The 17,061-nt window shown below is 53.6% G+C and carries 19 protein-coding genes and 1 pseudogene; 5 read left to right on the top strand and 15 right to left on the bottom strand.

The genetic code is table 11. The features are described from left to right. Window positions 1–244: 244 nt before the first annotated feature. A complete protein-coding gene (locus tag AC07W0_RS15340) occupies window positions 245–1,030 on the bottom strand; it encodes a substrate-binding domain-containing protein (RefSeq protein ID WP_046482250.1) in 786 nt (261 codons plus the stop codon). A 212-nt stretch (window positions 1,031–1,242) separates the two neighbouring features. On the opposite strand from AC07W0_RS15340, the gene AC07W0_RS15335 reads away from it, so the two are divergent. The 3 genes from AC07W0_RS15335 (at window position 1,243) to AC07W0_RS15325 (ending at window position 4,612) form a co-directional block, all read left to right on the top strand. Beyond that, entirely contained in the window at window positions 1,243–1,920 is a 678-nt protein-coding gene (locus tag AC07W0_RS15335; RefSeq protein ID WP_046482248.1) for a response regulator transcription factor, read from the top strand. Then, a complete protein-coding gene (locus tag AC07W0_RS15330; protein WP_046482245.1) occupies window positions 1,898–3,307 on the top strand; it encodes a sensor histidine kinase in 1,410 nt (469 codons plus the stop codon). Before AC07W0_RS15335 ends, AC07W0_RS15330 begins: the two co-directional genes overlap by 23 nt. An 84-nt stretch (window positions 3,308–3,391) precedes the next feature. Further along, complete coding sequence (locus AC07W0_RS15325; RefSeq protein WP_234427168.1) at window positions 3,392–4,612, top strand: D-alanyl-D-alanine carboxypeptidase family protein; 1,221 nt, start codon at window positions 3,392–3,394, stop codon at window positions 4,610–4,612. 97 nt (window positions 4,613–4,709) lie between these two features. Here the strand turns inward: AC07W0_RS15325 and AC07W0_RS15320 are convergent, their stop codons facing one another. From AC07W0_RS15320 to AC07W0_RS15280, 9 genes are all read right to left on the bottom strand, one after another. Beyond that, complete coding sequence (locus tag AC07W0_RS15320; protein WP_325073710.1) at window positions 4,710–5,108, bottom strand: CrcB family protein; 399 nt, start codon at window positions 5,106–5,108, stop codon at window positions 4,710–4,712. Between the two features lie 76 nt (window positions 5,109–5,184). Then, on the bottom strand, window positions 5,185–5,964 hold the full coding sequence (gene pstB / locus AC07W0_RS15315; RefSeq protein WP_057005889.1) for a phosphate ABC transporter ATP-binding protein PstB: 780 nt from the start codon (window positions 5,962–5,964) through the stop codon (window positions 5,185–5,187). Next, window positions 5,964–6,836 carry a phosphate ABC transporter permease PstA gene (pstA, locus tag AC07W0_RS15310; RefSeq protein ID WP_057005890.1) on the bottom strand — a complete coding sequence of 291 codons (873 nt, stop codon included), beginning with the start codon at window positions 6,834–6,836 and terminating at the stop codon, window positions 5,964–5,966. Before pstA ends, pstB begins: the two co-directional genes overlap by 1 nt. After that, window positions 6,833–7,828, bottom strand: a complete 996-nt coding sequence (gene pstC, locus AC07W0_RS15305) for a phosphate ABC transporter permease subunit PstC (RefSeq protein WP_057005900.1) — start codon at window positions 7,826–7,828, stop codon at window positions 6,833–6,835. The genes pstA and pstC overlap by 4 nt, the downstream gene beginning before the upstream one ends. 73 nt (window positions 7,829–7,901) lie before the next feature. Continuing rightward, window positions 7,902–8,918, bottom strand: coding sequence for a phosphate ABC transporter substrate-binding protein PstS (pstS, locus tag AC07W0_RS15300; protein ID WP_082118724.1), 1,017 nt, complete (start codon window positions 8,916–8,918; stop codon window positions 7,902–7,904). 255 nt (window positions 8,919–9,173) lie between these two features. After that, the gene (locus tag AC07W0_RS15295) at window positions 9,174–9,539 is read right to left on the bottom strand and encodes a YidH family protein (RefSeq protein WP_046482237.1); all 366 of its coding nucleotides are present in this window, start codon (window positions 9,537–9,539) and stop codon (window positions 9,174–9,176) included. Between the two features lie 98 nt (window positions 9,540–9,637). After that, a complete protein-coding gene (locus AC07W0_RS15290) occupies window positions 9,638–10,057 on the bottom strand; it encodes a DUF6691 family protein (protein ID WP_057005901.1) in 420 nt (139 codons plus the stop codon). A gap of 2 nt (window positions 10,058–10,059) precedes the next feature. Further along, window positions 10,060–10,494 carry a YeeE/YedE family protein gene (locus AC07W0_RS15285; protein ID WP_057005891.1) on the bottom strand — a complete coding sequence of 145 codons (435 nt, stop codon included), beginning with the start codon at window positions 10,492–10,494 and terminating at the stop codon, window positions 10,060–10,062. Continuing rightward, a complete protein-coding gene (locus AC07W0_RS15280) occupies window positions 10,491–10,817 on the bottom strand; it encodes an ArsR/SmtB family transcription factor (protein WP_057005892.1) in 327 nt (108 codons plus the stop codon). The genes AC07W0_RS15285 and AC07W0_RS15280 overlap by 4 nt, the downstream gene beginning before the upstream one ends. Window positions 10,818–10,947: 130 nt before the next feature. Between AC07W0_RS15280 and AC07W0_RS15275 the strand changes: the two genes are divergently transcribed. Beyond that, entirely contained in the window at window positions 10,948–11,328 is a 381-nt protein-coding gene (locus AC07W0_RS15275; RefSeq protein WP_082643907.1) for a rhodanese-like domain-containing protein, read from the top strand. A gap of 95 nt (window positions 11,329–11,423) precedes the next feature. Here AC07W0_RS15275 and AC07W0_RS15270 read toward each other — a convergent pair whose 3' ends face one another. Further along, window positions 11,424–12,275, bottom strand: coding sequence for a universal stress protein (locus AC07W0_RS15270; RefSeq protein WP_057005893.1), 852 nt, complete (start codon window positions 12,273–12,275; stop codon window positions 11,424–11,426). 11 nt (window positions 12,276–12,286) lie between these two features. Beyond that, window positions 12,287–13,774, bottom strand: coding sequence for a SulP family inorganic anion transporter (locus AC07W0_RS15265; RefSeq protein WP_057005894.1), 1,488 nt, complete (start codon window positions 13,772–13,774; stop codon window positions 12,287–12,289). A gap of 427 nt (window positions 13,775–14,201) precedes the next feature. On the opposite strand from AC07W0_RS15265, the gene AC07W0_RS15260 reads away from it, so the two are divergent. Then, window positions 14,202–14,558 carry a hypothetical protein gene (locus tag AC07W0_RS15260; RefSeq protein WP_234427167.1) on the top strand — a complete coding sequence of 119 codons (357 nt, stop codon included), beginning with the start codon at window positions 14,202–14,204 and terminating at the stop codon, window positions 14,556–14,558. A 26-nt stretch (window positions 14,559–14,584) separates the two neighbouring features. On the opposite strand, the pseudogene tnpC reads toward AC07W0_RS15260, so the two are convergent. From tnpC to tnpA, 3 genes and pseudogenes are all read right to left on the bottom strand, one after another. Continuing rightward, window positions 14,585–16,153, bottom strand: a pseudogene (gene tnpC, locus AC07W0_RS15255) (IS66 family transposase). An 81-nt stretch (window positions 16,154–16,234) separates the two neighbouring features. Then, window positions 16,235–16,570 carry an IS66 family insertion sequence element accessory protein TnpB gene (gene tnpB, locus AC07W0_RS15250; protein WP_057005895.1) on the bottom strand — a complete coding sequence of 112 codons (336 nt, stop codon included), beginning with the start codon at window positions 16,568–16,570 and terminating at the stop codon, window positions 16,235–16,237. Continuing rightward, window positions 16,567–16,899 carry an IS66-like element accessory protein TnpA gene (gene tnpA, locus AC07W0_RS15245; protein ID WP_186355073.1) on the bottom strand — a complete coding sequence of 111 codons (333 nt, stop codon included), beginning with the start codon at window positions 16,897–16,899 and terminating at the stop codon, window positions 16,567–16,569. Before tnpA ends, tnpB begins: the two co-directional genes overlap by 4 nt. Window positions 16,900–17,061 lie beyond the last annotated feature (162 nt).

Here is a 17,061-nt window from a genome sequence, read left to right as displayed (position 1 = left end):
AATGGACGCATACCAGCGCCGCCGACGCATCCAATTCTGGTTGGGCTCATTCCCAGTGTTAGTAGGCTTTACCATTCTAGTTCTTGCCTTGATTCTGTCTGACAGAGGGGCCACGTTAAGCCCTCAAGAACTTGATGGCTTAAGCTTGAGTCGGCAAACGAAATCGCCTCCTCAAATAACCGACCATAAAGCAACTACAATCCTGGCGGTGGCCCAATAGAGAGCACACAGCTCCTAGCAGGGTTCATCGAACAGGTGTTAATCCGCCTAGCTTCATGGCACTCCTAGCGGCCTCTGAACTGAGGAACTTTAATAGCGTGGCAGCCTCCTCTTGCTGCACGCTGCCTGTGGTGATGGCCGCTGAGTACATTGTCATTTTCTGAACCTGATCGGGGATAAGCCCAATCACATCGATGCCTTCAATGTGCATCAGCTCACTCAATTGTTGGAAGCCTATCTCCGCTTCGCCACGGGCTACTGCTTCTGCGACAGGCTTCGCGGAAATCGTTTTGGTTTTGATCCTCAACCTTTCTGAGATGTGCATTTGAGGGAAGAGAATACGTGACAGGTATGTTCCGCTGGGCGTATCCGATAGAGCCAGAGACTTTGCGTTGAGCAACGTCTTTTTGAAGTTCTTCATGGTGCTTATATCGGGCTTTTTAGCGCCTTTGCGGACGGCCATGGCAATGAACGACTTGGCAAGCTCAATTCGACTCGTTTTTTGCAAATGGCCTTGATCTATAAGCTTTCGCAGCTCCCAGTCCTCCATGATTACAACATCTGCTTTTTGACCGCTCTCCAACAGATTTTCGATTGCCGTTGGCGTATTGCCGGTGGGCGGGGATTCTTTAATTACCAGGCTGATTCCTGTCGTTTTTTCATAAAGGGGGGCTATGGATTGAATCGCCGCGATGAAGCCTCCTGTCGTAAAGAGGGTAAGCGTTTTGGTGGGAGTGGCATCCTGTGCCTCAATGCCATCTGCAAATAGAAACAAGCAAGCCAATGCGAGCCTCGATAAGGTCTTCGTCATGACGGGATATCCTGAATCGAGTGTAGAGATGAGATTTAGCAGTGGGGGCGCGAAAAAATAGGCACCTTTCAAGCAAAGACGAAATTAAGGATGGTTAAGAAATATTTAGTTTACCGCCCGATGCACCCTACCTAGGCTGCACTGATCTTTAAAGCCTACGGCGCTTGGAGCTCGCTCGAGCTTTAGGTTTGCAATCGTTGTGTGGAGTAAAAATGAATCGCGCGCTGGTGATAGAGGACGATGAGGTTACAGCCAAGGCTATTGTTAACACGCTGACCTCCCATGGATTCGAAGTTCTATGGACGGCGAACGGTCGTGATGGATTATCAGCGGCCATTTCTGGCGGGCATGATGTGATAACACTTGACCGGATGCTGCCTGATTTTGATGGTTTGACGATAATCAGTACGCTGCGAAGCCTCGGTATTCAGACGCCAGTCTTGATGATCAGCGCATTGTCAGATGTCGATGAGCGGGTCAAAGGGCTTCGTTCAGGGGGCGACGACTACCTGACCAAACCGTTCTCTACGGTTGAAATGATCGCCAGGGTGGAGGTGCTGCTGAGGCGCCCGCTTGCCGGTGTGAGTGAGCGCCTACTGAGCGTCGGCAACCTCCATATTGATCTTATTGAGCAGTCACTCAGTCGCGAGGGCGTGCAGATCCCACTTCTCCCAACCGAGTTCAAACTGCTCACTTATTTCATGCGCAACGCGGGTCAGCTGGTTACTAGAACCATGCTTTTCCAGGCAGTTTGGGGATATCACTTCGATCCAGGCACGAACATTATTGATGTCCATATCGGTCGCCTGCGTAAAAAAATCGAGGGTGGAAATTCACCCGTTATTCAAACCATACGCGGTTCTGGTTATGTTCTTGCCTCCCAGGAATGAGCGTTGGCGTTCCTCCAATAGCCGCCTTCTTGGGCTCTACGCCTTGTTTTTTATCGCTTGGGGAGCCGTTTTTACAGGTGTGCTTTATTGGAAAATATCAACCTATCTCGGAGCTGTTGCCGAGCGGACATTGATGCAGCGAGCCCACTATTACCAAAAAATTGATGATGCCAGCCTAAAAGACGAGTTGGCCGCTAGTGAGGTGTATTCGACGTCGGGGATCGACGCCTACGGCTTATTTGAAGCTGACGGCACCCATATCGCCGGCGACCTGCTTCGTTTGCGAGCAAGTCTGCCAGGTGACGGCCAGGTACATTATCTCGAGAGAGGATTGAGCATTGCATTGCCACGAGAGCAAACCCGAAGCAGTCATGCACTGATGCAGCATCGTGACGATGGTCGAATTTTGATCCTGTCGCGCGATGGGGGCTCTATCTCCGCAGTCGGCGGTATTATCGAGCAAGCATTATTTTGGGGGTTTTCTCTTACCCTTATCCCTGGGCTGATCGGTTGGTGGCTCCTGAGGCGAAGGCCCCTACGCAGGGTACAGCGACTCCAAAGCTGCACTGAAAGTATCGTATCGGGCAATCTCGGCGAACGACTTCCGCTGTCTCCACGCCGCGATGAGCTCGACATGTTGGCCAATGCTGTCAACGTCATGCTCGAGCATATAGAGCAGCTTATGCATGAGGTTAAGGGGGCGTGTGACGGTATTGCGCACGATCTGCGTACACCCCTGACTCGCCTGCGTGCCCATCTTGACCAGCTACAGCAGTTACCCCTGGATAGCTCTCATGCAGAGACCTTGAACATGGCACTGGAAGAAAGCGAATCCATCATGTTGCGCTTCCAAGGGCTGCTGCGAATATCTGAACTTGAAGATACGAGGAGAAGGTCAGGATTTGAATCTTTTCAACCTGCGGCCCTAATAACGCAGGCGCACGAATTTTTCGAACCGTTGGCACAGGAACAGGGGCTAACACTGCTCCTTGAGATTTCAGCGGATCTTCCGGCTTTATCGGGTGATGTTTCTCTTCTGTTCGAGGCGTTGGTTAATCTTTTGGATAACGCCATCAAATTTACTCCCGAGGGTGGTGTCATTCACTTTAGGGGCTATCTGGCGGGTAACTCGCTCAATATCGAGGTCTCTGATAATGGCCCTGGAATCCCTGAGGAAGAACGTGAAAGCGTGATTCGCAGGCTTTATCGCGTCGACTCTACTCGCCAGCAACCTGGACATGGGTTGGGGCTTTCTCTGGTATCGGCAATCGTTCGGTTGCATGGATTCGTATTGAGCATCCAAGAGTCACCGCGTGGTTGCGGAGCCACGGTGTCGATTATCTGTCCTTTGCCAGAGGTGAAAGCATCCCTTGCCGCGCCAAGTTAAATTTATTTTAACCTGGGTTAATTTGAGCGATCACAAGTCCTAACTTAGTTTGGCGCGTCTTTCTGCTATCCGAGGCGGGCACTTGTGAAACACCCTAAATTGCGGCTTACACTCATTCTTGTGTGTTCTTTTTTGACACCAGCTTGGGCGGCTCCAGTATCAACCCCAAGTCCTGCGTCACCTACCCCGAGAGCGATGATCCCCGCAGCACCGCAACTGAGCGCAAAATCCTGGGTGCTTATGGATGCAGCGACCGGTACGGTTATAGATAGCCAAAACGCTGATATGCGCTTGCCCCCAGCCAGCCTGACCAAATTGATGACCGTTTATGTCGCTACCAATGAGATACAGGCTGGGCGCCTCAAGGTCGACGACCCGGTCACTGTCAGTGAGAATGCCTGGAGAACGGGCGGTTCTAGAATGTTTCTTGATCCGGGCGCCGTTGTGCCTGTGCGAGACCTACTGCGCGGCGTGGTGATCGACTCTGGCAATGACGCCAGTGTGGCGCTATCTGAGCATATCGCGGGTAGCGAAGATGCGTTTGCTGGGTTGATGAATGTCACAGCTAATAAACTTGGGCTGACTGACACCCACTTTGTGAACCCTACAGGCTTGCCGGCACCTGAACACTATTCTTCAGCTCATGATATGGCTCGGCTTGCACGGGCGATCATCACCGATGAGTCAGCTTACTACTCGTTGTACGCGCACAAATATTTCACCTGGAACAACATTCGCCAACCCAATCGGAATCTTCTCCTTTGGCGCGATCCGAGTGTTGACGGCCTCAAGACTGGCCATACTGAGGAAGCCGGATACTGCATGGTGACTTCTGCTGTTCGTGATGGGCGGCGCCTAATCAGTGCAGTATTTGGCTCGACCACGATGAACAGTCGTGCGGAAGATGCTCAAAAGATCCTGAGCTATGGCTTTCGCAATTTTGAGACGAATACCTATCAGAAAGGCGGAAAAATTTTAGCTCAACCGCGACTTTGGAAAGGCGACAAGGACGTAATCGCTGTTGGCTTGCGCGATGATGTGACACTCACGCTACCCAAGAATAGTGGTCGCAAGGTAGAAACGCGCCTACACATTAATAACGCTCTACAAGCTCCTATTGCTGTCGGCGATGTAGTCGGGAGTTTTGAGCTGTATGACGGTGTAAATAAACTTACTACCCGATCACTCATAGCGTTAGAAGCGGGAGAAGCAGGTGGTTGGTGGGTGCGTACCTGGGACACACTTCATCTTTTTTTTGCAGGATTGTTTGATGTGAAGGACGACACGGGAGAGGCAAAGGCCTGAATCTGGACGGATGATATCCAGCCGTGATTCACCTCACTGACAATCTCAAATGATGCCCACTGATCTGACTTGGCAGGGACGAAAACATCCAGTTGAGTCAGCATCCTCGATGCCCAAGGACATTTGCTTCGATGTCGTCTACCCACTGGAATGTGAGCGCTCCTAACGCAGTCATGGCAAACAACGCTATGACATGAAGCGAGATAGCCCCAATTGCAGGAATAAACCGTTCTTTGTGGCTTAACGTAGCCGATCCTGCCGAGGCTAGCGAGAAGACCGCGAGCCCTATGCAAAAGCTTGTGATGATCGCAAGGTGCCAACGAGGAAAGAGCAGCGGCGAATCCGCCCAAAAGCCGATGGTCAGGCCAATGAAGTACCCCCCGACTAAATTCGCTACGAGCGCTCCTGCGGGCATGCTAGGAAACAAAGCCTTGAGCTTCGACCCCAAAATACTGCGTAGCCACCCTCCAAACGATGCGCTTATGGCGATGGCCACTAATGTTCTCACCAAGCTGACGAACTCCTTGCCGCTCTAGGGGCTGAGAGCTTATGTACTGAAGGAAAGGGATTGGTTATCCAAAGCGACCTGTAATGTAGTCTTCCGTCTGCTTCATTTTTGGTTTGGTGAAGATGGTATCGGTCACATCATGCTCAATCAATTCGCCCATAAACATAAAGGCGGTGTAGTCCGAAACCCGAGCCGCTTGCTGCATGTTGTGGGTCACGATGATGACGGTATATTGCTCTTTCAACTCAGTAATCAACTGCTCTATGCGCCCGGTTGAGATTGGGTCAAGTGCGGAAGTCGGCTCATCCAGAAGTAATACTTGGGGGCGCAGCGCGATGGTGCGAGCGATACACAGGCGCTGTTGCTGACCACCCGACAGGCTTTGTGCGCTTTGTTTGAGCTTGTCCTTTACCTCGTCCCAAAGCGCTGCACCATTGAGGGCTTGCTCTACGCGGGCATCCATCTCATACCGGGAGAGTTGTTCATGGTGGCGCACGGCGTAGGCAACGTTGTCGTAAATGGACATCGGAAACGGCACTGGCTTCTGAAATACCATGCCGATATGGCTACGTAGCCGGTTCATCGAGTAATCCGGCGCGAGAATATTCTCTCCGTTAAGCAGCACCTCGCCGCGCGCCTCCTGCTTCGGGTACATGGCGTAGATGCGGTTGAATACCCGCAGTAACGTCGACTTCCCGCAACCTGAAGGGCCAATGATCGCAGTGATGCGTTTCTCTGGAATATCCATATCGATGGACTTAAGAGAGCGCTGGCTGTTGTAAAAAAACTCCAGGCCACGAACGCGAATTTTTGTTCTTTCGTCGGCAAGGTCACGGCTATTCATCAGGTCAACCTATTGCGTAAAAGGATCAAGCGGGACAGTAAGCTGAGTACCAGTACAAACAAGGTCAGCACCAATGCGCCAGCCCAGGCTAGGGAGTGCCAGTCATCGAATGGGCTCATGGCGTACTGGAAAACCACTACGGGCACGCTGGCAATCGGTTTCAGAAGATTGCTGCTCCAGAACTGGTTGCCGAACGCTGTAAACAGCAGCGGCGCTGTTTCACCAGTGATTCTGGCCAGTGCGAGAAGCACCCCGGTCACCACGCCTGCTTTTGCAGCTCGCAGTACGATTTGCAGAGTCAGTTTCCATTGCGGGACGCCTAACGCCAGTGCGGCTTCCCGCATGGTTGAGGGTTGCAGTTGAAGCATCTCGTCAGTGGTTCTCACCACCACTGGAATCACCAATAGCGCCAGTGCCAGAGCGCCGGCGATAGCGGAGAAGCCGACTTGGTGGTTAGTCAGTATGTTCAACGGCAGGATGACGCCGGTGTAAATGAACAGACCCAGCACAATGGACGGTGCCGAAAGCAGAATGTCGTTAATAAAGCGGACTGTGTTGCCCAGGCGCGAGTGTCGTGCGAACTCCGCTAGCCAGATTCCCGCCATCAAGCCAATGGGCGTACCGATGAGCAGGGCGATAGCGGACATCAGGGCACTGCCATAGAACGCATTTGCCAGTCCACCTTCCGTACCGGGCGGCGGTGTCATCTGTGTAAAGAGACGAAGATTGAGCGCCTGGAATCCGTTTATTACCGTAGTCAACAGAATCCAGACCAACCAAATGAGGCCGAAGGCTGTGGCGCCACAACTGAGTACCATTGCTAGCCGATTCTTGAAGGCTCGGATTTGGTAGAGACGTTCGTTACCAGTCATAGACCCTCCTTGCGTGACAGCCGCATCAGTAGGAGTCGTGCTAACGCCAAGACAATAAAGGTGACGACAAACAGCAGGAAACCCAGCGCGATGAGCGCGGAGCGATGCAGGTCGGTATAGGCTTCGCTGAACTCGTTGGCAATGACTGACGCGATGGAACTGCTTGGCATCAGCAAGGAGGCGGAGAACTGTTGAGCATTACCCAGCACGAAAGTCACCGCCATGGTCTCGCCCAATGCCCGTCCGAGCCCTAGAAAAATGCCCCCGACAACCGCAGATCGCGTGTAAGGCAGGACAATGTCCCAGACCACTTCCCAAGTAGTGCTACCTAACGCGTAAGCAGACTCCTTTAGGGTTGTGGGAACACTACGGAACACCTCATGCATGACAGAGGTGATGAAGGGCATGATCATGATTGCCAGCACAATGCCCGCTGTCAGCATGCCAATTCCTAATGGCGGCCCCTGAAACAGCGAACCGACCAAAGGAAGTTCACCCAGATAGTCATTGATCCAGGGCGATAGATGCTCTGCCATGAACGGGCCGAAAACGAACAGCCCCCACATGCCATAGATAATCGATGGGATTCCCGCAAGTAATTCAACCGCCGAGGCGACGGGCATCCGCAGCCAAGGCGGTGCTACTTCAGTAAGGAAAATCGCAATGCCAAAGCTGACGGGAACGGCAATCAGCAACGCCAGAAAAGAGGTCACCAAGGTGCCGTAAATCGGCACCAATGCACCGAAGTGATTGTTGACGGCATCCCACTCAGTGCTTGTCAGAAAGTCTAGGCCAAAAGTCTTGAGCGCAAGACTACCGCCCCAAAGTGTCGAGGCGGCGATGCTCGCCAGTAGCAAAAGCACCAGCATTGCCGCGCCCAGCATTGAACGCTTGAACCAGAGATCATGACGCTGATCGCGAGCCGCACGCTTATCACTCGTAACGTCGCCAACGTGGAGGGTCATGGTCAAAGGTTGGACTGTGTCGTTCATCATACGTCTACTCACAAACAAACCCCTTCGCCAGGCAAAACTTGCTTGAGGAAGGGGTTTGAGTGTTGCTGAATCAATGGGCGAAGTCAGACTTCCAGTAACCTTCGATACGCTTCACCAGAGAGTCAGGCAGGGCTACATAGTCCAGCGCAGAGGCCTGTTGCTGGCCTTTCTCCAACGACCATTTGAAGAAGTTGAAGGCAGCTTGGCTTTGCTCGGCATTCTTCGGCTGTTTGTACATGATGATCCAAGTGGTCGCCGTGATCGGCCATGCGCTATCGCCAGGCGCGTTGGTCATGATCAGGTTGAAGTCTTTGGCGTTAGCCCAGTCCGCAGTGTCGGCAGCCGCTTGGAAGGCTTTGGCATTGGGCTGAATGAATTTCCCGGCGGCGTTCTTCAGTTGCGCGTGCGTCATTTTATTTTGCAGGGCATAGGCGTACTCAACATAACCGATTGAGTTTTTGATCTGCTTCACGTAGGCCGAGACACCTTCGTTGCCTTTACCACCCACACCAACCGGCCAAGGCACAGTCGTGCCGAAACCGATTTTCGATTTCCAGCCATCACTCACTTTGGAGAGGTAGTTGGTGAAGTTGTATGAGGTGCCAGAGCCGTCAGAACGGTGGACGACGGTGATTTTACTGTCTGGCAGTTTCATGCCCTGGTTCAGGGCGACGATGGCCGGATCGTTCCAGACTGTAATCTCACCCAAGAAGATTTTCGCCAAGGTCTCACCATCGAGCTTCAATTGGCCCGGCGCTACACCCTCAATGTTCATCACCGGCACGATGCCGCCAATCACACTGGGAAATTGGCCTAGGCCACCGGCCTTGAGATCATCGGCAGACAACGGTGCGTCAGACGCACCAAAATCTACTGTTGCCGCTTTGATCTGAGCGATACCGCCACCCGATCCAATCGACTGGTAATTGATACGGTTGCTGGAGCTTTTGCTGTAGTCCTGCGACCACTTGGACAAAACCGGATAGACAAAGCTGGAGCCCGCACCGGTAACATCGGTCGCATGAGCAAGGCCACTCATGCAGAGGGAAGCCAGTAAGACAGACAGGCTTTTTTTAGTCAGCAACATCACGACAACACCTCAATGAAAGGAGTTAAGTGGAGGTATCCACCTATCGGAGAAGTGACGATTTAATTCTTTAAATATTTCTATCCGATGACAGTTTCGGCATTTTCAGAAATATTTTGAAATACGTGTGAATCGAGAACCTTCACTCGTTTGCTCGTTGAAAATGCTCGTCTGCATCGGTGTAAAGCCCTGGGGCTGCCGTTTACCCTCTTATGCGGAGGGCGATGTCGGGAGCCGAACGAAGGTCTGTCTTGCTTACATAATGGACAAATACGCAACGAGCAAAACGCCCAGGATTGCCGTGATGACATTGATGCCAGGGCCAGCATTGACGCTGTAGCCAAGGGGGATCTCAACAGGCTTGAGGGTCTTTACCACCTTTTTGTACTGCCAGGATGACCAACAGGCAACCGATGAGCCCAGCATTAGAAAAGCGAGTCCGATCCAGAAAGAAAAATGTTTTCCTGGAGCGCTCAAAACACCTGGCTTGAGCATTTGCAGCAGTAGTCCGAATCGTTCAATTACAAAGCCAAACGCCATCAGCGAAAGGCTGGTTCGGTTCCAGGCCAGCAAGGTTCGCTCAGCAGCAAAGAAGACTCGTGGATCGTTCAGGTCTGACATCAAATACCCCTTGGCTCTCAATAGGTGAAATCGATCTGGTCAGCGTGTGTAGACGTCTGACCGTGCTTCAGTCATTCGCTTTCATGGCTATCACCTAATCAGGCCGTGCGCCGACGTTCTAATAGAGAGAACAAGTACATACCCGCCAACATGGCCAATACGAATATGATGATTTTCCCGTGCCCCGTAAGCAGAATAGCGACCGCTGGCCCAGGGCAGATCCCCGCAATTCCCCAACCGATACCAAACACCAGGCTGCCGCCAATCAAGCGGGCATCCAACTCCCGTTTCATCGGTAACTGCATGGGGGCACCAAGCAACGATTGCTTGTTCTTGCGCGCCCAATTCAAGGGGATAGCCGCCACTGCGATAGCTCCTCCCATCACCAGGGCGAGTGACGGATCCCAGGCCCCGGCCACATCAAGAAATGCCAACACCTTGGCGGGGTTCGCCATACCTGCCAGAAGAAGCCCGAAGCCGAAGATCAGTCCTGCAAAAAATGCGCTCAGCTTGATCATTTTCATGCTCCCACCACATGACGAATGGCGTACACCGTTGCAAAACCGGCGAACATAAAGCACATCGTTGCAGTGATCGAGCGGGCTGACAGTCGAGAGATCCCACAAACGCCATGACCGCTTGTACAGCCGGAGCCGTAACGGGTGCCCACGCCTACGAGCAGCCCCGCAATAATCAGAGCGGGCCACTCAGCCTTGATCTCGATCTCCGGTAATAAGGTGAACGCTCCCCACAACAACGGAGCAATCACTAGGCCAAGAAGAAACAGCGCCTTCTCGCTCCAGCCTTCACTGCCAAATTGCATCACGCTTCCAATCAGCCCACTGATGCCTGCGATGCGACCATTTGCGAGAACGAACAAGCTAGCCGCCAGACCTATCAAGGCCCCTCCGCCTACGGAAGTCCAAGGCGTAAAGTTGATCCAATCAATGCTCATTTTGCATCTCCTGCACAGAAGTGCTGATAAAGGACATGGATCACCGCAAGCGCGGCAGAGCTGCTGATTCGGTAATAGACTTGCTTTCCCGCGCGTCGCGTTTCCACCATGCTCTTGCTACGTAGCACCGCGAGTTGTTGAGACAACGTAGGTTGCTGAATGCCCGACAAGGCCTCTAAATCGGTCACATTTAACTCACCCTGCGACAGTTGGCAGAGAAGGAGCAATCGATCAGGGTTCGCCAGCACTTTCAGTAGCTGGCCAGCAGCTTCAGCGCTAGCTCGCAGTTGCTGGATATCGAGTTCATTTTCAGGGCGTTGCATAACTGCCGACTCATTTAGAATTTATATAATATATATATTTACATAATGAATGCCTAGGGCCATGGTGTCGAGGCGGGTGCAGCCCGCATCCTGAATTGAAAAACTCGACGCAAATGAGATTAAATCTTAAATGAAAAGCTCACATGATCTTGTGACAGAAGCTAAATTACACATCAGAGAAATAGACCTTGGCTCAGCAGATGCTGCAGTAGAGGAAGCTGATCTACTGATCGATGTACGGGAGCCAGATGAGTACAGCGCTGGCCATATCCCTGGCGCAGTAAACATTCCACGTGGGATTTTGGAGTTCAGGCTTAGCAGCACGCCAGAACTCGCTATCCGAGACTTAAAGATAATTCTTTATTGCAAAACGAGCGGAAGAGCTGCTCTTTCTGCCTTAGCTCTGGGTGAGATGGGCTACGTCAATGTGTCTTCTATCGCTGGAGGCTTTGATGCTTGGGTAGCAGAGGCTAAGGCAGTAGCTACGCCAAGCCTCCCTGCGTTTGAATAAGTGAGTCTCGGTTTTTGGTACTGCACTTCGTTTGGCATCCACTGAGTCGCACCTGTATTTGTTAGATGCGACCCAATTCGTGTACTTGCAGCTACTCAACGAAGCAACAGTATCGGCATGGTGGCTGTGCTGAGCATCATCGTCGTTGTACTGCCTACCAGAAATTGTCTAATGCGCGAGTGGCCGTAGGCCCCCATGACGAGAAGATCAATTCCCTGCTCCGCCTGATAAGCGTGCAGAGCCTCGTCCACTTCTCCATGCAGGATCTGGGCGTGGATGACAAAGCCAGCAGTAAGGAGCGTGCTCCTCGCTTTCTCCAGCGACTCTCGGTTGCCTTCCGAATCAGCACCAACCATAACGAGATGAATCGGTAGGTTTGCGCAAAGCGGACTAGCGGCAAGCAGATCAACGGTTTTGTGTGCTGTGCGGCTACCGTCAAACGCGAGCATCACCTTTTGTGGCATTTTATAGCTGCTTGCGGTTATCAAAATTGGACGGTGAATTGTGCGTACAATAGCTTCAATTTGGCTGCCAAGGCTGTGCACTCCACGTTTGCTGTCTTCACCCACTCGCCCAATGACCAGCAGTCGAATATCGTCCTGAAGATCGATCAGACTTTCTATCAAGTGTCCGTGGCGCTGCTTTAACTCAGGAAAAGCTGCGCCGGCTATGACCGTCCGCTCCCTGGACTTCTCGAGCATGTGTTGACCTTGCTCCAGAGCGAGCCTGGCACGCTGAGCATCTAGAGTAGCCAGCTCCTCCAGTAGATGCTCTCGACTTCCGAGACCAATATTTCCGCTCAGGTTTGCTGATGCAGGGTATTTCTCCTCATCCAATACATGCAGCAAGGTAAGAGGCGCGCTAAGTCGTTGCGACGCCCATGCTGAGTAGTCGCAGACCGCCAGCGAGGATTGTGAGTTATCAATGCATGCCATTACGTGGGTCATTGTCGGTCTCCTTAGTGGCTCATGAGCTTATCGATGGCGTCAGGTTTGTCATGCACGCCAAAGCGGTCAACGATAGTGGCACTGGCTTCATTCAGACCGAGCACTTCAACCTCGGCGCCTTCGCGACGGAACTTGATAACCACCTTGTCCAGCGCTGCAACCGAGGTGATATCCCAGAAATGGGCTTGGGTCAGCTCGATAGTGACCTTCTTGAGTGCCTCCTTGAAGTCGAAGACATTGGTGAATTTGTCTGCGGAGCTGAAGAACACCTGGCCCACAACACGGTAAGTCCGGTGCGATTCAGTCTCCTCAAGACTGCTTGTGATATCCAGGTAGTGCCCGACTTTGTTCGCAAAGAACAGCGATGCCAGCAGCACCCCAACCAACACACCATAGGCCAGGTTATGCGTTGCCACGACCACCACAACAGTTGCCACCATGACGATGTTGGTCGACAACGGGTGCGCTTTCAGATTTCGCAGCGAGTCCCAACTGAAGGTGCCGATGGACACCATGATCATTACGGCAACCAATGCCGCCATCGGGATTTTGGAGAGCCATTCGCCCAAGAACACGACCATCAGCAGCAAGAAGATGCCTGCGCATAAAGTTGAAAGGCGAGTTCGACCGCCAGACTTCACGTTGATGATCGACTGTCCAATCATGGCGCAGCCGGCCATGCCACCGAGCATCCCTGCTGCAATGTTGGCAACGCCTTGGCCCTTGCACTCGCGGTTTTTGTTACTGGTGGTATCGGTCAGATCATCAACGATGGTCGCTGTCATCATGGACTCCAGTAGGCCCACAACTGCGAGCGCTGCTGAATACGGGAAAATGATGCGCAAGGTTTCAAGGTTCATCGGGACTTCAGGCCACAGGAAAATAGGCAGTGTGTCCGGTAGCTGACCCATGTCTCCAACGGTGCGGATATCCAGCCCCAAGTAAATCGCGATAGCAGTCAGGGTCAGGATGCACACAAGTGGCGAGGGAATCAGCTTGCCGATCTTCGGTACATATGGAAACAGGTAGATGATTCCGAGACCTGCTGCGGTCATGGCGTAGACGTGCCAGGTGACGTTGGTCAATTCAGGCAACTGCGCCATGAAAATCAGAATCGCCAAGGCGTTAACAAAACCCGTGACCACAGAGCGAGAGACGAAGCGCATCAGCGAACCTAGCTTCAGGTAACCCGCGAGTATCTGGAGTACCCCACAGAGCAGCGTTGCTGCCAGCAGATACTGAAGCCCGTGATCTTTCACCAAGGTGACCATGAGCAGTGCCATCGCTCCGGTCGCCGCCGAGATCATGCCAGGGCGACCGCCGACGAATGCGATAACTGCGCAGATACAGAAGGAGGCGTAGAGGCCGACCTTGGGGTCGACGCCGGCGATGATGGAAAAGGCGATGGCTTCGGGGATCAGCGCTAGTGCGACCACGATCCCCGCGAGCACATCTCCACGAACGTTGGAGAACCACGTTTTTTTGAGTGATTGCAACATCAGAATATCCAAGGCAATGCACCGCACGTACACCAAGCGAATGGCGAGCGCGTCGATACGAATTCAAATTTTGAGGATTATTTGACTGTGTGCTTTGGGTGTAAGAACCGGGCATACAGCAGTACGCACCGCGAGCGAAAACAGGCCGGTGCGAGGTGTTGCGAGGGGGCGTAGCGCTAAGGCGGCGTAGGCTGCCAGTAGATCGTTCGGAGTACAGTCATGCTGGTGTTCCTGTAGCTCAAGCGCGGGGCTGAGCAATAAGTATACAGTTGAGTTATCGCCGATTGCCACCCGCCGACTCAGTTTGGTTGGTTTCCTAGGACTCGCCCTGATCGGACTAGATTGAGCAGTCGAGGAGAATATGACATCGTCACTGCCAACCTTACTGAGCTACCCAAGCTGCTCCCTGCCTTGGAAGCATTCGCGGATGACTGAACCCGATAATTGCAACGAGCCCCTGCAGGCGGCATTGATTCAGGAGGAAATCCTAAAGATTCTGAAAGACGCCAAGGTGCTGGCGCGCAGATTCTACCGCCTAACCGGCAAGCCGCTGGGCGTCACCGGCGAGGTCGCAGAGTACGAAGCTGCTACTCGACTCGGCCTGTTGCTACATCCTGCAAGGCAGGCAGGTTACGACGCTACAGAGGCGCTGGAAGATGGTGTCGCGAGAATCCAGATCAAGGGTCGCTGTATCCTGAACCCGCAAAAGATTACGGGACGTATGGGTGCAATCGATCTACGACAACCCTTCGATACGGTGCTCTTGGTGCTGCTTGATTCGTAAGCGTACGGGCAAACCGTCTTGCACGACTAAGCCGGACGCCACCTATGCGGTAGCAACTCTGCAATCTCACTTGCTCGCTGCGTAGGCATGCGCGTCAGCACATCCTTCAGGTAGGCATAGGGATCGTGCCCATTGTTCCGGGCCGACTGGATCAAACTCATGATCGCAGCGGCGCGTTTGCCGCTGCGTAGCGACCCAGCAAAGAGCCAGTTCTTGCGCCCCAGCGCCCAAGGCCGTATCTGGTTCTCACACCATTTATTATCAATAGGTACGGCCCCGTCATCGAGGTAGCGCGACAGCGCCGTCCAGCGTTTCAAGCTGTAATCCAAGGCTTTGCCAATGGCCGAACCGTTATGCACGATGTCGCGCTGGGCAACCATCCAGGCATGCAACGCATCCATCACGGGTACCGCCTTTTCCTGCCGTATTCGGCGGCGTATGTCCGGTTCCAGTTCCTTGATTTCCCCCTCGATCTCGTACAGCACCTGCATGTAACGCAACGCTTGTTCAGCCAGCGTGCTCTTCTGGGTCGCATGCAGTTCGAAGAACTTGCGCCGGGCATGAGCCATGCAGCCGATTTCAGTCACGCCGAGTTCGAAGCTGGCCTTGTAACCGCCGAAATCATCGCAGACCAGCTTGCCTTTCCAGTCTTGCAGGAAGTTACGCGCATGCTCGCCGGCCCGGCTGAGGCTGAAGTCGTAAACGACAGCCGAGGTTTCGCAAAACGGGCTGGTGGCGTAAGCCCAAACGTAGGAACGATGGGTTTTCTTGGTGCCCGGCATGAGCATTTGCACCGGCGTTTCATCAACGTGAACGACCGGCTGTTCAAGCACCACTTCGCGCAGCGCATCGACCAGTGGCTGCAACTGCACGCCACAGGCGCCAACCTATTGGGCGAGGGTCGAACGCGGGATAACCAGGCCGGCGCGGCCAAACATGGCTTCCTGGCGATACAGCGGCAGATGGTCAGCAAACTTCGCAATCATGACGTGGGCCAACAAGCCCGCAGTCGGGATGCCCTTGTCGATCACCTGCGCTGGCACCGGGGCCTGGATCAGTGTTTCGCAACTGTCGCAGACCCACTTGCCACGGATATGGCGCTCCACGGTGAACACGCCAGGTGTGTAATCGAGCTTCTCGCTGACATCTTCACCGATGCGTTTGAGCGCGCAGCCACAGGCACACTCCGTGTTGTCCGGCTCGTGATGGATCAGCGTGCGGGGAAACTCAGGCGGCAAGGCGCGACGCTTGGGTTTCTGCTTTTCCTGGGTCGGTGCCGGAGTAACTTGCAGCGACTCCAGTTCCGCTTCAATGGCAGCGATATCGGTATCGATCAGATCGTCGAGCAAACTGGCCTGTTCCGGGCTCATTTGTTCGCTGCGTTTGGCGAACTTGAAACGCTTGAGTTGGGCGATCTCGTGGCTGAGTTTTTCGATCAACGTTTTGTCGTTATGGATCTTCTTGTCCATGACCTGGACGGTCTTGCCCATCGTTTCAACTTGCTCGTCGAGCGCCGAGACGCGTTGCAGCAACTGCGCCGCGAGTGCACGCAGTTGTTCGGGGTTCAGTTGGTCGAGGTCGGGGATCGAAGTCATGTCGCCGATCTTGCCAGATCAGCGTAAACAGGACGACAGGCTGATCGGACAATTGCGCTGCCGGATGGGGCATGGCTCGGTTCAGAGGATGGAAATGGCGTTTGCGGGGCCAACTCTCTGCCATGGCAAGCCCAGTATCAAGGCGTGTAGCTGTTCGGTGCTCAGCTCCATTTGTGAACCGTGGCGCGTGCCAGGCCAAGCGAATTTGCCCTGGTGGAGCCGACGTGCCGCCAACCAGATGCCCAACCCATCGTGCACCAGGACTTTCATGCGGGTGGCGCGGCGGTTGGCGAACAGATAAGCGCAGTGCGGCTGCGCCGCACCGAACACTGAAATCACGCGGGCCATGGCGGTGTCGGTGCCGGCGCGCATGTCCATCGGCTCGGTGGCGAGCCAGATGGTATCGATGCGGATCATCGCAGCAGATCTCGCAGAAAGGTGGCACAGGCTGCGGCGTTTTCGGTTGGCCAGCTCACTTTGACGGTGCCGCATGGGTGCGGGATTTCGAGACAAATAGTCGACGACACGGCTTGTGAATTTACTCCGGCTAGCTGCAAGGGCAGCGGAATGAACGCAGGCTGCAGAGCCATGGTTTTCTGCGCTTGGACTCGAATCCATTTATGGACGAGGTTTGCGTTAAGGCTGTGGCTCAGCGCAACGCTGGCAATCGAGGCCCCTGGCTGGGCGCACTCTTGAATGACCTGAGCCTTGAAGGATTTGGAATAGGAACGGCGTTGTGACTGCATGAAAGACCCGCTTAAAAGGCTAGAAATGGTGTCCACTTTCAGGTGGACACCATCACCTTTGGCGTTGGGGTCAGGAAGGTGTGTTGGCCGGACGCATACGCCCCAATCTCTATAATCGCCGACCTTTAATTTTATGGACCTCCGGCCCCCCCCCCCGGTTAC

It is taken from the genome of Pseudomonas sp. GW704-F2 (genome assembly GCF_059423025.1).
This window is presented reverse-complemented; position numbering and strand designations above follow the sequence as displayed.

Excerpts from the sequence above, each read along its gene's own strand:
- AC07W0_RS15340 (WP_046482250.1), bottom strand. The coding sequence starts at position 1,030 with ATGACGAAGACCTTATCGAGGCTCGCATTGGCTTGCTTGTTTCTATTT.
- AC07W0_RS15335 (WP_046482248.1), top strand. The coding sequence starts at position 1,243 with ATGAATCGCGCGCTGGTGATAGAGGACGATGAGGTTACAGCCAAGGCT.
- AC07W0_RS15330 (WP_046482245.1), top strand. The coding sequence starts at position 1,898 with ATGTTCTTGCCTCCCAGGAATGAGCGTTGGCGTTCCTCCAATAGCCGC.
- pstB (WP_057005889.1), bottom strand. The coding sequence starts at position 5,964 with ATGAATAGCCGTGACCTTGCCGACGAAAGAACAAAAATTCGCGTTCGT.
- pstA (WP_057005890.1), bottom strand. The coding sequence starts at position 6,836 with ATGACTGGTAACGAACGTCTCTACCAAATCCGAGCCTTCAAGAATCGG.
- pstC (WP_057005900.1), bottom strand. The coding sequence starts at position 7,828 with ATGAACGACACAGTCCAACCTTTGACCATGACCCTCCACGTTGGCGAC.
- pstS (WP_082118724.1), bottom strand. The coding sequence starts at position 8,918 with ATGTTGCTGACTAAAAAAAGCCTGTCTGTCTTACTGGCTTCCCTCTGC.
- AC07W0_RS15295 (WP_046482237.1), bottom strand. The coding sequence starts at position 9,539 with ATGTCAGACCTGAACGATCCACGAGTCTTCTTTGCTGCTGAGCGAACC.
- AC07W0_RS15290 (WP_057005901.1), bottom strand. The coding sequence starts at position 10,057 with ATGATCAAGCTGAGCGCATTTTTTGCAGGACTGATCTTCGGCTTCGGG.
- AC07W0_RS15285 (WP_057005891.1), bottom strand. The coding sequence starts at position 10,494 with ATGAGCATTGATTGGATCAACTTTACGCCTTGGACTTCCGTAGGCGGA.
- AC07W0_RS15280 (WP_057005892.1), bottom strand. The coding sequence starts at position 10,817 with ATGCAACGCCCTGAAAATGAACTCGATATCCAGCAACTGCGAGCTAGC.
- AC07W0_RS15275 (WP_082643907.1), top strand. The coding sequence starts at position 10,948 with ATGAAAAGCTCACATGATCTTGTGACAGAAGCTAAATTACACATCAGA.
- AC07W0_RS15270 (WP_057005893.1), bottom strand. The coding sequence starts at position 12,275 with ATGACCCACGTAATGGCATGCATTGATAACTCACAATCCTCGCTGGCG.
- AC07W0_RS15265 (WP_057005894.1), bottom strand. The coding sequence starts at position 13,774 with ATGTTGCAATCACTCAAAAAAACGTGGTTCTCCAACGTTCGTGGAGAT.
- AC07W0_RS15260 (WP_234427167.1), top strand. The coding sequence starts at position 14,202 with ATGACTGAACCCGATAATTGCAACGAGCCCCTGCAGGCGGCATTGATT.
- tnpB (WP_057005895.1), bottom strand. The coding sequence starts at position 16,570 with ATGATCCGCATCGATACCATCTGGCTCGCCACCGAGCCGATGGACATG.
- tnpA (WP_186355073.1), bottom strand. The coding sequence starts at position 16,899 with ATGCAGTCACAACGCCGTTCCTATTCCAAATCCTTCAAGGCTCAGGTC.